The organism is Streptomyces sp. NPDC053431 (assembly GCF_044544925.1).
GTDB lineage: Bacteria > Actinomycetota > Actinomycetes > Streptomycetales > Streptomycetaceae > Streptomyces.
The window spans coordinates 72372-87014 of sequence record NZ_JBITXX010000018.1 but is presented as its reverse complement, the minus strand read 5'-3'; the positions used below and the strand labels follow the sequence as shown (position 1 = coordinate 87014).

Sequence of the window (14643 nt, the reverse complement as noted above, 5' to 3'; positions counted from 1 at the left end):
GACTGCGACCGGCTGCCCGGTGCGTTGCCGCGGACGGGCCCGGTGCCGCCGGAGCGGCGCCGGGCCCGTCTCGTCTCGCTTCGGCCTTCCGGCCGTGGGTCCGGTCAGGGTGACTGCAGGGCCAGCCGGACCGCGAAGCCGATCAGCAGGAGGCCGGTGACCTGCTCGATGCGGGCCCGGACGCGCGGGCGGCGCAGCACCCTGCCGAGGCGGTCGACGGTGAACACGTACAGGCTGAACCACAGCAGGTACAGCGCCGCGAACACCAGCGACAGGGCCATGGCCCTGGGGAAGACCCGGCCCTCGGGGGGCAGGAACTGCGGGAGGAAGGTCACGAAGAACAGCGCGACCTTCGGGTTGAGGGCGTTGGAGAGGAAGCCGTACCGCATGTAGGCGCCGCCGGTCACCGCTCCCTCGGGACCACCGGCCTCCTCGGCGTCCTCCGCCTTCTCCCGCAGGGTGCGGCGGGCGCCGCGCAGGGTCGCGACGCCCATCCACACCAGGTACACCGCGCCCACCACCTTCAGGACGGTGAAGGCGGTCGCCGAGGCGAGCAGCACCGCCGAGATGCCCAGGACCGCCGCCCCGACGTGGACGACCAGCCCGAGGACGCCGCCCACCATGGTCAGCAGGCCCGCCCGGCGGCCGCCCGCCAGGGCGCTGCGGGTGATCAGCGCCTGGTCGGGGCCGGGGATCATGATGAGGACCAGGGACGCGGCGGCGAAGGTCAGCACGGCACGTCCCTCTCCTTCGCGGCCACCGAGGCGAGGGCACCGGAGAGCGCCCTCAGGACGGGGGCGGGCCGGTCCCGGAGGTAGAAGTGACCGCCCGGGAAGCGGCGTACGGTCACCTCGGCGTCCGTCAGCTCCCGCCAGGCCTCCAACTGCTCGGCGGTGACCCGGTCCTCCGTTCCTCCCAGCACCGTGACCGGAACGGACAGGGGCGCCTGGGGCCGGTGCGTGTAGGTCTCGAGGACCTGGTAGTCGGCACGCAGGGCCCGGGCCGTGAGGGCCACCAGGGCGTCGTCGGCCAGGATCTCGGGCGGGATGCCGCCGTGCAGTTCCGAGGCCGCCCGGAGCAGCTCCCGGTCGCCCAGGAGATGCATCCCCGACGGGTCGCGCCGCAGGTGCGGGGCGGGGTAGCCGGAGACGACGAGGTGGGCGGGCTGGGGGCGCCCGGCCGCCCGCAGCGCGCGGGTGAACTCGAAGGCGACGAGCGAGCCGAAGCTGTGGCCGAAGAACACGAAGGGTTCCCCGGCCGGCCGGACCCCGTCGAGCAGCGCGTCGACGAGCGCGTCCATCGACGTGATCACCGGCTCACCGATGCGTGAGCCCCGTCCGGGCAGTTGTACGGCGTGCGGCTCGCCGGCCCTGAGGTCGCGGGCCCAGCGCAGGTACTCGGCGGCGGAGCCGCCCCCGTGGGCGAAGCAGTAGAGCTTGGGGGCGGCCGGCCGCGGCGCCCCGCCGAGGATCCAGCGGGGCGACGTGGGAGTGCTCACGCGACGCTCACGCTCCCGCCGGCAGCGGCGCCGTCAGGTGCCGGGCGAGGGCGTCGGCCGTGAAGTGGTCGAACACGTCCCGCGGGCGTACGGGGAGGCCGAACTCCTCCCCGAGGCCCGCGCACAGGACGAGCGTCGTGGCCGAATCGACGCCGAGCGCGTCGAGGGGGGTGGCGGGGTCGATGTCCACCGGCGGTACGTCGAGGATCTCGGCGAGGAAGCCGACGATCCACGCCTCGACCTCGGCGGTGGAGGGACGGCGCCCGGTGCGCACTGCCGTGGGGCCGGCGCCGGTCTGCTGGGTCTGGTTCATCACTTCTCCCCGGGGATGAGCTCGGACGGGCCGAGGAGCTGCTCGAGGTAGCCGTCGAGCGCCTCCACCGTCGTGTACTGGAGGACCGTGCCGACCGGCACGGAGACGTCGAACGCGGTCTGCAGGTGGGCGACGAGCCGCGCGGCGAGCAGCGAGTCGCCGCCCGCGTCGAGGAAGTCGTCGTCCAGGTCGACCTGGCTCAGCCCCAGGACCTCCCGCCAGATCTCGGCGAGCTTGCGCTGCCGGTCGGTGCGCGGCGGCTTGGCCGGCCTGCCGCGGGAGGCCCCGCGTGCCCCGGCCTTGGCGAGGGCCGCCCGGTCCACCTTGCCGGTGGCGTTCAGCGGCAGCTCCTCCAGGGCGAGGATCTGCGCGGGCACCATGTGCTTGGGGAGGCGCGCGGCGGCGAACTCCCGCAGGGCGTCGGGGGCGAAGCGGCGTCGGGCGTCGGGCGCCTGGGCGACGATCACGTCGAAGCCGACGGAGGCGGGGCCGCCGGCGGTGGTGAGGACCTGGCTGCGGACGAAGCCGGCGGCCGCGAGCTCGGCCGCCCACTGCTCGCGGTCGAGCAGGCAGTGGCGGCTGCGCAGTTCGGTGTCCTCGAAGTTGTCGAACCCCTGCTGGAGCCCCATGACGAGGTCGAACCACGGGTGGAAGGTGGTCTGCTCGACCATGAGCAGGATTCCGCCCGGCGCGGTCATCGAGCGGAGGTTGCGCAGGGTGGGGCGGATCCGCCGCATGTCGTGCAGCACGCTGGCGGCGACGACGAGGTCCGCGGCGTGATCGCCGAAGCCCTGGACGGCGGGCGGCAGGTCCAGGTCGAACAGGTCGAAGCGGAGGGCCGGGTGGTCCGCGAACACGGTCCTGGCCCGGTCGGTGAAGTAGCGCGAGATGTCGGTGAAGAGGTACTCGGCGCGGCCTTCGGGCAGCAGGGGCAGCAGGTGCTGGGTGAACGAGCCGTAGCCGGAGCCCACCTCCATGGCCTTGAGGGTGCGGTCGGCCGGCCACTGGGCGGTGAACGCGCGGACGGCCTCGGCGGCGGCCTCGTACGTGGGACCGAAGAGCCGGTCGTAGACGCCGGGCGTGCGGTCGGAGGCGTACAGCTCCGCCGAGTGGACGCTCTGGGTGAGGACGTCGGCGAGACCGTCGGCCAGGGTGAGCATCCAGTCGGTGACGTCCTCGTCGATGCCCAGGACGTCCTTGAGCACACGGCGGGCGCGAGCCTTCAGCTCGTCGGGCAGGGCGGCCGGCAGGGTGCGGGCGACGGTCGTCCCCTCGGGCCCCGCGGTCAGGAGTCCGGTCGTCTCCAGGCGGGCGACGGCGCGGCTCAGCCAGCGCTCGTAGCGGGGCGCGACGCCCACACCGCGCAGCGCGGCCGGGTCGAAGGCGGCACCCGGCTCGTGCGGGAGGCCGAAGGAGCGGAAGGCGGCGGCGGTGGCGCTCGTGTACACCTCGTCGAGCACGTCCCAGGCGGCGCGCAGCCGCTCGGGGGAGGGGCCCCCGCCGGGGTCGCCGGCCGTCGAGCCGAGGGCCTGCCAGAGGTCCCGGCTGGTGCCGGCGTCGGCGTGCTCGGTCACGAACAGCGTCTCGTCGCGGGGCGAGGGCACCACGTAACCGTGGAGCCGGGCGGCGCCGGCGCCGTCGGCGGACTTCACGACGACGGAGGCGTCCACCCCCGGGTGCTGGGAGAGGACGGTCTCGATCTCGCCGAGCTCGACCCGGTGACCGTTGATCTTGACCTGTCCGTCCCGGCGGCCCAGGAACTCGATGGTCCCGTCGGCGCGGTAGCGGCCGAAGTCGCCGGTGTCGTAGAGGCGTTCGCCGGTGCGCGGATGGACGACGAAGGCGGCCGCGGTGCGCTCCTCGTCGGCCCGGTAGCCACGGGCGAGCCCGACGCCCCCGATGTACAGCCGGCCGGCGGTCCACACGGGGCAGGGCTCCATGCGCTCGTCGAGCACGTGGAAGGTCTGATTGCGCAGCGGTACGCCGTACGGCACGCTCTTCGCGCCCTGCGGGACCTCGTCGACGGGGTGGTAGATCGACCAGATGGAGGCCTCGGTCGCGCCGCCCAGGCTGATGATCTCGGCGTCCGGCCACAGGTCGTGGATGCGGCGGGGCAGGTCGACCGGGATCCAGTCGCCGCTGAGGAGGACGAGCCGCAGCCGTTCGGGGACCTCGCCGCCCGCTTCGAGGTGCTCGACGAGCATCTGCATCTGCGCCGGCACGGAGTTCCACACGGTGACGCCGTGCTGCGCCATGACCTTGGCCCAGTGGGCCGGTTCCGAGCGCATGTCGGGGTCCGGCAGCACGAGCGCGGCGCCCACCGCGAGCGTGCCGAAGAGGTCGTACACGGACAGGTCGAAGCCCAGGTCGGCGAGGCCGAGGACACGGTCGTCGGGGCCGACGTGGAAGCGCTCGTTGATGTCGGCGACGGTGTTGAGGACGGCACCGTGCTCGATCATGACGCCCTTGGGCGTGCCGGTGGAGCCGGAGGTGTAGATCACGTACGCCAGGTCGCCGGGCCGGGCGGGTCCGGCGGGCAGACGGCCGGCGGGCGCGCTCCCGGCGGGGCCCTCGACGAGGAGGCGGGACACGCCGTCGGGCCACTCCAGACGGGCGTCCAGGGCGCGGTCGGTGACGACGGCGGGGGCCTCGCCGTCGGCCAGGATCCGGGCGCGGCGCTGCGCGGGGAGGGCGGCGCCGACCGGGAGGTACGCGGCGCCGGCCATCATCACGCCGTACGCGGCGGCCACCTGGTCCGGCCCCTTGTCGAGGGTGATGCCGACGAGCCGGTCGCGGAGCTCGCCGCCGTCGGCGACGCCCGCCACCTGCTGCCGCACGGCCTCGGCGCGGGCGGCGAGTTCGCCGTAGGTCACCTCCTCGTCGGAGGTCAGCACGGCGGGCCGCTCGGGGTGGGCGGCGGCCCGGTCGAGGAACGGCTCGTGGAGCAGCCCGTCGGGGAGCGGGCCCTCGGTCGCGTTGGCCCGCGCGCGCCCGGTCAGCTGGTGCGCGGGGAGGGTGACGGTCAGCTCCTCGTCCCAGGGGGCGTCCTCGTGGGCGAGCCTGGCGACGGTCGCGCAGTAGGTGGCGAACATGTCGTCCAGGAGGCCGTCGGGGAACAGCTCCTCCACGCAGTCCCAGGTCAGGTCGAGGGAGCCGGTGAAGTCGACGACCTGGTGGTCGAGCCAGACCTGCGGGGTCTGGCTGACGCGGTAGGAGATGTCGCCGAAGTAGCCCATGGCGTCGCTGACGTCGGCGGCGGTGCCCAGTCCGCTGGTGAAGACCACGGGCATCGTCTCGAAGCCGCTCTGCAGTCCGAGCCGACGCCGTTCGCGCAGCGTCTGCAGGGCGCTGACCTGTCGGTGGCGCAGGTCCTTCTGCAGCTGCGTCTGGGTGGCCTCGGCGCGCTCGCCGACCGTGTGGCCGGTCGAGGCGTCCATTTCGAGCAGGCAGATGGAGGTGAAGTCGCCGACCATGCGGCGCAGGTGCGGGTGGACCACGCGCTTCCCGGCCTCGTCGCGGTCGAGGAGCAGCGGCAGCCGGTTGAAGAGGGTCAGGTTCAGGGTGAAGCGGCGGGTGCCGCTCCAGACGGCGAGCACCTCGGAGAAGACCGCGGCGAGGACGGCGGTCGGCGTGAGGCCACGGTCCTCGCAGCGCTCCTGCAGCCGCTTCCAGTCCGCCTCGGGCAGGTGGTACTCGCGGTGGGTGAAGCGGGGCTTGTGGACCGCGACGGGCGACTTGGCGAGGGGGAGGTCGGGCGGCGGGGCGAGCGTGGTGGCGCGCGAGGTCCAGTACTCGAGGGCCTTGCGGTGCCGGGGCGCCTGGGAGCCCTGCTCCAGGGCCAGCGCGTAGTCGCGGAAGGTCACGTCGACCGGGGGCAGTCGGAGCTCTGCGTCCTGGCAGAGGGCGCTCCACTCGCTGAACAGCAGGGTCAGGCTGGCCAGGTCGACCATGAGGAGGTCGAGGCTGACGTGCAGCCGGTCGTGTTCCGGCAGGCGGGAGAGGCGGATGTCGAACAGGGGCCAGTCGGCCGCCGTGTAGACGTGGTGGGACATCTCCTCGCGTATGTCCGTCAGCACGCGTTCCGCCTCGTCCGGTGTCGCCGACCGGAGGTCGGTACATCGGACCTCGAATTTCGGTACGGAGGCGAGGACGCGCTGTTGTCCGTCCTCGTCCACGATCGCGCGCAGCATGTCGTGCCGCTCGATCAGGGTGCGCCAGCTGCGGGAGAGCACTTCGGGATCCAGCCGCCGTCCTTCGAGTTCGAAGTAGGCGTGCGGCGCCACGTTGCCGAGCACGAAATTGGATCCGCGGCCGACCCAGTAGGCGTACTGGATTTCCGTGAGCGGAAACTTTTCGAACCGGTCGCCGTTCCGGGGTGTCCGGGTCGTACGACTGCTGTCCGTCATCGATGTCCCTCTTCATGGTTGGTGTCCTCCGGATCGCGGCGGCAGGCCGCGACCCGGACCATTCGTTGAAGGCGGGAGAGTTGAAGGAGTAAGGAAAGGAATCCGGCGCCAGGTGGTCAACCCCTTGAAGGCGTGCCGGCGGTGCCGCGCAGGGCAGTGCGCTCTCCCCCCCGTTTGAGACCTCCTCGCAAGCCCCCGTAATGCCCTTTCGGACAGGTCGTCCGAATGGGCTCGCCAATTAGAACCAGCGCGAATGGAAGGGTCCACTGTGATGACCGTCACGTTTCGTCGTGGCGGTCCGATTCGCCCCCTCCTGTGCCCGGATCCGGGAATGCCGCTGAGGGGGAAATCGGCTGATGGGAAGGGCGGCACGGCAGTCGAGGAGAAATGAGATCGGCTGCTCGGCCGACCTGACAGGCATTCCGCATCGGAAAGCGGCGAGTGGAAGCGCTGGGGGAGGTGTTCGGGAGTGAGCGGGCCGGCGGGCGTCACCGCGCGGCCGGGCGCCGGCCGCGGGCGTCGGTCGGGCCCGACGGGCCGGACGCCGGGCCCGACGGGCCGGACGCCGGCGTCGGCCCGGGCCCGTAGCGCACCCGAAACGCACGCGAACGCGAATCCGCGCCCGATCCGGCCCGGGTTCGAGGGCGGAGCGGAGGGCTCGGCCGGCCCGGCCCGAGCCCCTGTCCGCCGCTGCCGGCGCGCCCCCGCGCCGGGATTCCGGTCCGGGGCGTCGCGCGTGGAGGGCGACGGCCTGCACGCCCCTCCGTACGGCTCCGCTCCGTCCTCCCCTTCTCCCCGTGTGACGACTTTCGGCCAACTGTTCTCGGCCTGTCGTGCGAAGCGCGATACCAGAGCGGGGCGGTCTACGGGTAAGTTTGCCAACTGCGCACCGGAGGTGAACGGTTGACGACTACAGTGGGTGCTCGGTGATCATCGGTAGGCTCATCACACCCACGTTCGACAACCCCCGTATCGCACCTCCCCCGTAGTGCACCCCCGTAGTACGCCGACCCCTGGGCACGTACCAAGGACACTCATGTCTCAACTTCGCGCACCCGCCGCGCGGTCCGAACGCCGCGAGGGCGGGCGGCACGGCCGGTCAGGCGCCCGCAGCGCCGCCGGCACGACCGGCGCCGGCTCCACTCAGTCCCCCGCGCCGCTTCCGACCGAGGCCCGCATACGCCCCCAACTCCTGCGTACCTCCGTCCTTCCCGCCGTCGCCGTCGCGCTCGGCGGCGCCGCCGCCGTGCTGTTCACGATCCGCTCCACCGGGGCCGAGGTGACGCCCGGCCTGTGGGCCGCGCTCACCGGCGCCGCCGCACTCACCGTCGCCTCGGTGGCCGCCGCCGCCCTCGGCGCGGACCGGGCCGCCAAGGCCGTCCTCGACCGCGCCAACGGGCTGCGCCGCAGCAGCGCCCGCGCACAGAGCGAACTGGGCGCCGTGGTCGAACAGTTGCGCAGGGGCGAGACCCCCGCGCCGCGTCCGGAGACCCCCGCCGGCTCCCCCTCCGGCGACGAGTTCGACCTGCTCGCGCAGGAGCTGACACGCTCTCACGAGGCCGCCGTCACCGCCGTGGTGCAGGCCTCCCAGCTCTCCAGCAGCGTCGGAAACGAACAGAAGGTCGAGGTCTTCGTCAACCTCGCCCGCCGGCTCCAGTCCCTCGTCCACCGCGAGATCCAGCTCCTCGACGAACTGGAGAACGAGGTCGAGGACCCCGAGCTGCTCAAGGGCCTGTTCCACGTCGACCACCTCGCCACCCGCATCCGCCGCCACGCCGAGAACCTCGCCGTCCTCGGCGGCGCCATCTCCCGGCGCCAGTGGTCGAACCCGGTCACCATGACCGAGGTGCTGCGCTCCTCCATCGCCGAGGTCGAGCAGTACCCGCGCGTGAAGCTGGTCCCGCCGATCGACGGCACGCTCCGGGGCCACGCCGTGGCCGACGTCATCCACCTGCTCGCCGAGCTGGTCGAGAACGCGACCCTGTTCTCCGCGCCGCACACCACCGTGCTGCTGCGCGCCCAGTACGTCACGGCCGGTCTGGCGATCGAGGTCGAGGACCGCGGTCTCGGCATGCCCGTCGCCGAGCAGAACAAGATGAACGCCCTGCTCGCCGACCCCGACCAGGTCAACGTCGCGCATCTGCTCCAGGACGGCCGCATCGGCCTCTTCGTCGTCTCGGCGCTCGCCCGGCGCCACGGCATCGCCGTACGTCTCCAGTCGAACATCTACGGCGGCGTGCAGGCCGTGCTCGTCCTGCCCCAGGGACTCCTCGGCGCCGACCCCGAGGGCATCGCCCGCCGCGAGGGCCAGGCACAGGCCACCGCCCAGGGGCACGCACCGGCCCAGGCCGCGGTCCCCGGCAGGACCGCCGCACAGCCGGCGCCCCAGGTCACCTCCGCCCCGCCGGCCCCCGCCCCCGCGATGCCGGCCCCCGCCGCGCCCGCGCCCACCCCCGTGACGGCGCAGGCCCCGCAGACGCAGCCGTACACCCACGCGCACCTGCCCGCCCCGTCGGGCCCCGTCGCGCCCGCCGCGGCCGTCCCGGTCGCCTCCGCCGGGCAGCGGCCCGCGCCCCACCACGCCACCGCTCCCGGCGTCCCCGGCGTCCCCGGCGGCGGCCTGCCCGGCATGCCGGGTGGCCACGCCGACTCCGGCGTGCCCGGCCCGTCCGGCGCAGCCGGTGTGCACGGGGTGTCCGGCGCGTCCGGCGCGTCCGGGCTCTCCGGTGCGTCCGGTGCGTCCGGAGTCTCCGGTGCCTCGGGCGTGCCCGGCGCGTCCGGGCTGACCGGTCTCCCGCACCTGCCCGCCCCTGCCGAGGCCGCCCGGCCCGGCTCCGCTCACCCCGCTCCGGCCGCCGAGGTCCCCCCGGCCCCGCGCCCCGGAGTGCCGGGCAGGCCCGTCCTCCCCAAGCGTCGCGCCCAGGAACACCTCGTCCCGCAGCTGCGCGACGAGCCCGTGGCCCGCAAGCCCGAGGAGCACGCCCTGCACGACCCGGGTCTGATGGCCGCCTTCCAGCGCGGCATCGGTCTCGCAGAATCCCAGCCCGCCCCCCGCGAATCGCTGCGTCCCGGTGACGCGCACAAGGAGTAGATCACCATGGCGAGCAATGCGCCGAACGGCCATTCCTCGGATCTCGACTGGCTGCTGAGCGGCCTGGTCCAGCGGGTCCCCTACACCCGTAACGCCGTACTGCTCTCCTCCGACGGCCTGGTCAAATCCGTCCACGGCCTCGACACCGACGCGGCCGACCACATGGCCGCGCTGGCCTCCGGCCTGTACTCGCTGGGCCGCAGCGCCGGCGCGCGCTTCGGCGACGGCGGCGAGGTCCGGCAGGTCGTGGTCGAACTGGACTCCACCCTGCTGTTCGTCTCCACCGCCGGCTCCGGCACCTGTCTCGCGGTCCTCGCCGGCCGCGAGGCCGACGCCGCCGTCCTCGGCTACGAGATGGCCATGCTCGTCAAGAGCGTGCGGCCGTACCTGGTCACCCCCGCCAGACAGGCCGCCGGCGCGGCGGGCAGTGCGGGACAGTGACGATGGGCTCTCACAAGGAAGGGCCCTGGCTCGACGACGCGGCAGGCAGGCTGATCCGCCCGTACACCGTGAGCGGCGGTCGGACCCAGCCCACCGCCGCGCTCGACCTGCTCTCGATGGTGATGGCGACCGGCTCGGCCCCGCAGCCGCACATGGGTCCCGAGCACAGCCTGGCTCTCGGGCTGTGCGGCGGACCCACTTCGGTGGCGGAGATCGCGGCGCACTTACGGCTTCCGGCCGTCGTCACCAAGGTCCTGCTCTCCGACCTCGTGGACTGCGGGGCGCTCACCGCCCGAGCGCCCCGCTTCCACGCCAACCCAACCGACCGTTCCTTGCTGGAGGCAGTGCTCGATGGCCTACGACAACGGCTCTGAGCGCCACGACCGTGGTCCCGACAGCTTCGCGACCGACCCTTTCCCCACCGCCCTGAAGATCCTGGTGGCGGGCGGTTTCGGCGTCGGCAAGACGACCTTCGTGGGTGCGGTCAGCGAAATCGAACCACTGAGTACCGAAGAGCTGCTGACCTCCGTCAGCGCGGCCACCGACAGCCTGGAGGGCGTGGAGTCCAAGACCACGACCACGGTCGCGATGGACTTCGGGCGCATCACCCTCGACGACCGCAACGTGCTGTACCTGTTCGGCACCCCCGGCCAGGAGCGCTTCTGGTTCATGTGGGACGAACTCTCCGAAGGAGCTCTCGGCGCGGTCGTCCTCGCCGACACCCGCCGTCTGCAGGAGTGCTTCTCCGCCGTAGACTTCTTCGAACGGCGGGGCATCAACTTCGTGGTGGCGGTCAACGAGTTCGACGGCGCCTTCCGCTACGACCCGGACGAGGTACGGGCTGCCCTGGACCTCAAGCCCACGGTGCCGGTCGTGCTCTGCGACGCCCGGATCTCCAGCTCCGGCATCCGCACCCTGCTGACCCTCGTCCAGCATCTGCTCACCACCATCCCGGCCGCCGTGCCGACCTACGGAGCCACGACATGACCTACGACCCGACCGGTCATCTGCTGCTCACCCCCGTCGACCATGAGGCGCCCGCCCGGGTGCGCCGCCTGCGCGAACTGGGCCTCGGCGAGCAGCCCGACCCGGCCTTCGACGAGTTCGCCCACCGGCTCGCGGAGGTGACCGGCGCCCCGTTCTCGATGGTCAACTTCATCGACGAGAACCGGCAGTTCTTCGCGGGACTGCACACCCCGGCCGGCAGCCACTCGGGCACCGACCTGGGGGCGAACGCCGCCTCCGGCGGCGTCGGCCGCTTCATGGCCCGGGACCACGGCTACTGCCCGCACGTGGTGGTGCGCCGCAAGGCCCTCGTCCTGGAGGACGTCTGCGACTACCCCCGCTTCGCGGGCAACCCGGTCGTGGACGAGATCGGCATCCGCTCGTACATGGGCGCCCCGCTGATCGACCGCACCGGGGTCGCGCTCGGCACGATCTGCGTCGTCGACACGGACGTACGGCCGTGGGGGCGGGCCGGCCTGGAGACGATCAAGGCGATGGCGGCGGAGCTGGTGGAGCAGATCCACCGCCGCGAGGACGGGATGTTCTGACGGGTCCGACGGCCTTGACGGCGGCCCTGGCGGTGCCCCGGTGTTCGGCTCCTTGGCCGGACTCCGGGGCACGGTTCTTTCGGGGGCTAGGACAGTCAGGGCTACGACAGTCAGGGCTACGACAGTCAGGGCGGCAACGCCCGCGGCGGCGACTGCGGCGGCCACGGCCCAGTTGACCGGACGTCAGACGTGGGCGGGCTCCATGCGGACCAGGTCGGAGAGGCGTTCCGACCAGCTGCCCTTGTCCTGGCCGAGGGCGACCTCGGCGAGGCGCAGGAGCTGGATGTCGGAGGTGCCCGCGGGGGCGAAGATGTGGTGCGCGTCGCGGAGATAGCGCTCGATGGGCCGGTCGGTGAAGAGGCCGGCCGCGGCGTGGATCTCCATGGCGTTGCGCCCGGAGTCGATGGCGGACTCGACGTTGACCAGCTTCGCGTTCATGAGCTCGGTGTCGCAGGACATGCCCTGGTCGAGCAGGTGGACGGCGTGGTACGCGGCGAGCCGGGCCGTCATCAGGCGCGACTGCATCTGCCCCAGCTTCAGCTTGACGGTGGGCAGTTCGGCGATCGGCTTGCCGTAGCGGATGCGCTCGGTGGCGAAGCGGGTGGTCTCCTCCAGGATGGCCTGGTGGATGCCCAGCGACACCGCGGTGAGGTTGGCGCGGCCGTAGAGCACGCTGGAGGAGTACGCGACGGCGAGGCCGTCGCCCTCGTCGCCGAGCCGGTTGGCGGCCGGCACCCGGCAGTTCTCGAAGATGAGCTCGCCGAAGCTGAAGCCGTGCAGGCCCATGGCCGGCTGCTGGGGACCGGTCCTGAACCCCGGGCGATCGGATTCGACCAGGAAGGCGGTAAGTCCTTTCGATCCGGGACCCGTTCGGACCACGACGCCGTGGAGGTCGCCCACGTGGCTGTTGCCGACGTACACCTTGCTGCCGTTGAGGATGTAGTCGTCGCCGTCACGCACCGCGCTCGCGGTCATGCCGAGGACATGGCCGCCGGACTCGGGCTCGGTCACCGCGATGGTGGGCAGGCACTCGCCGGCGGCGATGGCCGGAAGCCACGTCTTGCGCTGTTCGTCACTGCCGAAGTGGACGATCTTCGCCGTACCGAGCTGCGAGGCCTGGACCATGGCGCCCATCGCGCCGCTGACCCGCGAGAGCTCCTCGATGATGATCGTCTTGGCCAGGTGGCCGGCGCCCATGCCGCCGTACTCCTGGCTGATAGTCGCGCCCAGCCAGCCCTGTTCGGCGATCAGCCGGGACAGCTCGTGGTGCACCGAGCGCGACTCTTCCATCTCCGCTATGCGTGGCCGAACCTCACGCTCTGCGAAGTCCCGGACCGTTTCCCGCAACTGATGATGCAGCCGACTGCTGAAGTAGCCGTCCATCCGAGCCTCCTCTGCGAAACGCCTGCTCGTCGAGTGGTCCGAGCAGGTGGTGCATCGGCAGTGGTCCCGTCCCGAACAGGCCGACCACTTCATGGTGTTGATCTTTCTGGGACGGATCAATATCGCCACCAACTTTGGCCGAAAGCGGAACGGTTGACGTTTGTTTCTGACTGTGTTTCGTGTGGTCTCGGCGTATCGGCTCCGCCACGCAGGGCTTTCGCCGGGGGCGTGTTTCTGCCACATGCCAACGGCAAAGGGTTCCTGGGCATATGGCAACGAGAGGGCTCGGGTCGCCTCATGCGTCACTTCGTCACCGAAGAAGCGACATTCCGGAAGCGTCCCCCGCACCCGACGGCACCGGTGCGGCCCGGGCTCGGGGCGTGCGAGCGCCGTCGGGAGTACGCGGCGGGGGCGGACGCGGGCATGGCGGGGCGCAGAGGGAGCGTCACACAGAGTGAAGGGGCGCCGTCACGGAGCGTGCGCGGGCTCATGCGCTCTCCGGGCCGCTGCCTGTCCTCCGTCGGGAGGTGTGGTGGAGGCGTGGTGTCAGAGGGAGGCCGTAGCGTCGGACACATGGCTACCGCCGACGACATGCGCAGGATCGCCCTCTCGCTGCCCGGGGCGTTCGAGAAGCTCGCCTGGGGCATGCCCACCTTCCGGGCCGGGCAGGGCGGGCGCGTCTTCGCGTCGCTGGACGATGACGACCAGGTGATGGGCGTGAAGTGCCCCAAGGAGGAGCGGGCGGAGCTGATCGCCGCCGAGCCGGACAAGTTCTTCCTGCGCGAAGGGCACGACGACGCCTGGGCCTGGATACGGGTCCGGCTCGGCGCCCTGGACGACGAGGAGGAGCTGCGCGCGATCCTCGCCGATTCCTGGCGGCAGGCCGCCCCGCGCAAGCTCCTCGCCGAGCACCCCGACCTGGGCATGCCGGCGGCGGACGGCTGACCACCCCGGCTGCCGGCGCTCACCCCCGGAGGAGGGCCCTCAAGGGGGGAGGGCCCGCGCCCGCAGGGCCCGCGCCTCACCCCTCCAGGAAGGCGGAGATCCGCGCCTGCAGGCCCGCCGGATCGAGTCCCTGCCCGGTCAGGTGCTCCTCGATCGTGCCGTAGCGGCGCAGCTCGCCCCGCCCGATGCCCAGCCCGAGCACCCGGTGCGGCACCTCGGCGAGCGCGTCGTTGGCGGCGGCCGTCGAGGTCCCGGCCAGGTACGGCTCCACCAGGACGACGTCCGGCCGGGCCCCGGACGCGGCCCGGCGCAGCGTCGCGCCGTCGAAGGGCCGGACGGTCGTCGCGTAGAGCACGGTCACATCCAGGCCCTCGGTCGCGGCCAGCACGTTGTCGAGCATCGGCCCGACCGCGACGACGACCCCGCGGGAGCCCTCGCGCAGCAGGGTGAAACCGCTCCGGGTCAGCGGGTGCGCCGAGGCGTTGGCGTGCACCGACAGGCGCACGTACACCGACTCGTCGCCCGCGGCGGCCTGCCGGAGCAGCGTCTCCGCCTCGTCCGGATGTCCCGGCACGTGGACGGTCCAGCCGTCCAGGGTGTCCATGAGTGCCACGTCGCCCGGAGCCATGTGGGTGAAGCCGCCGGCCGGCCAGTCGTACGAGCCGCCCGCGCTCACGAGGACGCCGTGCACCCCCTGGTGCCCGAAGTCCAGCTTCAGCTGCTCGAAGGGCCGCTCGACGAGGAAGCTGGCGAAGGTGTGCATGATCGGCCGCATCCCGGTCAGCGCCATCCCGCCCCCGGCCCCGATGAGCAGCTGCTCCCGGATCCCGACGTTGATCACCCGGTCGGGGTGGCGCCGCAGCGCGGGCTGGAAGCCGTCCTTGCTGATCTCGGCGAGCAGGAGCGCGAGACGGGGGTCGTCGTCGAGCAGGCGGCTGGTGGTGGCGATGAAACGGTCACGCATGGTGTCCACGGAAGGATCTCCTCGAAGAGGCCGGCGGTGCGGGAAGGGG

The 14643-nt window shown here is 72.6% G+C and carries 12 protein-coding genes; 6 read left to right on the top strand and 6 right to left on the bottom strand.

The features are described from left to right. Positions 1-104: 104 nt before the first annotated feature. The 4 genes from ACIGXE_RS31285 to ACIGXE_RS31270 are packed head-to-tail and all read right to left on the bottom strand — an operon-like array spanning position 105 to position 6217. Positions 105-734 carry a LysE family translocator gene (locus tag ACIGXE_RS31285; RefSeq protein WP_399752626.1) on the bottom strand — a complete coding sequence of 210 codons (630 nt, stop codon included), beginning with the start codon at positions 732-734 and terminating at the stop codon, positions 105-107. Next, a complete protein-coding gene (locus ACIGXE_RS31280) occupies positions 728-1498 on the bottom strand; it encodes a thioesterase II family protein (protein ID WP_399752624.1) in 771 nt (256 codons plus the stop codon). Before ACIGXE_RS31280 ends, ACIGXE_RS31285 begins: the two co-directional genes overlap by 7 nt. 7 nt (positions 1499-1505) lie before the next feature. Next, positions 1506-1811 carry an acyl carrier protein gene (locus tag ACIGXE_RS31275; protein ID WP_399752623.1) on the bottom strand — a complete coding sequence of 102 codons (306 nt, stop codon included), beginning with the start codon at positions 1809-1811 and terminating at the stop codon, positions 1506-1508. After that, positions 1811-6217 carry an amino acid adenylation domain-containing protein gene (locus tag ACIGXE_RS31270; RefSeq protein WP_399752620.1) on the bottom strand — a complete coding sequence of 1469 codons (4407 nt, stop codon included), beginning with the start codon at positions 6215-6217 and terminating at the stop codon, positions 1811-1813. The genes ACIGXE_RS31275 and ACIGXE_RS31270 overlap by 1 nt, the downstream gene beginning before the upstream one ends. Before the next feature lie 1036 nt (positions 6218-7253). Here ACIGXE_RS31270 and ACIGXE_RS31265 point away from each other — a divergent pair. From ACIGXE_RS31265 to ACIGXE_RS31245, 5 genes are read left to right on the top strand one after another with little or no spacing between them, the layout of a single operon-like run. Beyond that, a complete protein-coding gene (locus ACIGXE_RS31265) occupies positions 7254-9308 on the top strand; it encodes an ATP-binding protein (protein ID WP_399752619.1) in 2055 nt (684 codons plus the stop codon). Between the two features lie 6 nt (positions 9309-9314). Then, the gene (locus ACIGXE_RS31260) at positions 9315-9749 is read left to right on the top strand and encodes a roadblock/LC7 domain-containing protein (RefSeq protein ID WP_356888025.1); all 435 of its coding nucleotides are present in this window, start codon (positions 9315-9317) and stop codon (positions 9747-9749) included. A gap of 2 nt (positions 9750-9751) precedes the next feature. Beyond that, complete coding sequence (locus tag ACIGXE_RS31255; protein WP_399752617.1) at positions 9752-10123, top strand: DUF742 domain-containing protein; 372 nt, start codon at positions 9752-9754, stop codon at positions 10121-10123. Beyond that, positions 10101-10736 carry a GTP-binding protein gene (locus tag ACIGXE_RS31250; RefSeq protein ID WP_399752616.1) on the top strand — a complete coding sequence of 212 codons (636 nt, stop codon included), beginning with the start codon at positions 10101-10103 and terminating at the stop codon, positions 10734-10736. The genes ACIGXE_RS31255 and ACIGXE_RS31250 overlap by 23 nt, the downstream gene beginning before the upstream one ends. Further along, positions 10733-11302, top strand: a complete 570-nt coding sequence (locus tag ACIGXE_RS31245) for a GAF domain-containing protein (protein ID WP_399752614.1) — start codon at positions 10733-10735, stop codon at positions 11300-11302. Before ACIGXE_RS31250 ends, ACIGXE_RS31245 begins: the two co-directional genes overlap by 4 nt. Before the next feature lie 183 nt (positions 11303-11485). Here ACIGXE_RS31245 and ACIGXE_RS31240 read toward each other — a convergent pair whose 3' ends face one another. Beyond that, the gene (locus ACIGXE_RS31240; protein ID WP_399752611.1) at positions 11486-12685 is read right to left on the bottom strand and encodes an acyl-CoA dehydrogenase family protein; all 1200 of its coding nucleotides are present in this window, start codon (positions 12683-12685) and stop codon (positions 11486-11488) included. A gap of 573 nt (positions 12686-13258) precedes the next feature. On the opposite strand from ACIGXE_RS31240, the gene ACIGXE_RS31235 reads away from it, so the two are divergent. After that, entirely contained in the window at positions 13259-13630 is a 372-nt protein-coding gene (locus ACIGXE_RS31235; RefSeq protein WP_399752608.1) for an MmcQ/YjbR family DNA-binding protein, read from the top strand. 76 nt (positions 13631-13706) lie between these two features. Here the strand turns inward: ACIGXE_RS31235 and ACIGXE_RS31230 are convergent, their stop codons facing one another. Further along, complete coding sequence (locus ACIGXE_RS31230) at positions 13707-14603, bottom strand: transketolase family protein (protein ID WP_399752606.1); 897 nt, start codon at positions 14601-14603, stop codon at positions 13707-13709. Positions 14604-14643: the final 40 nt, after the last annotated feature.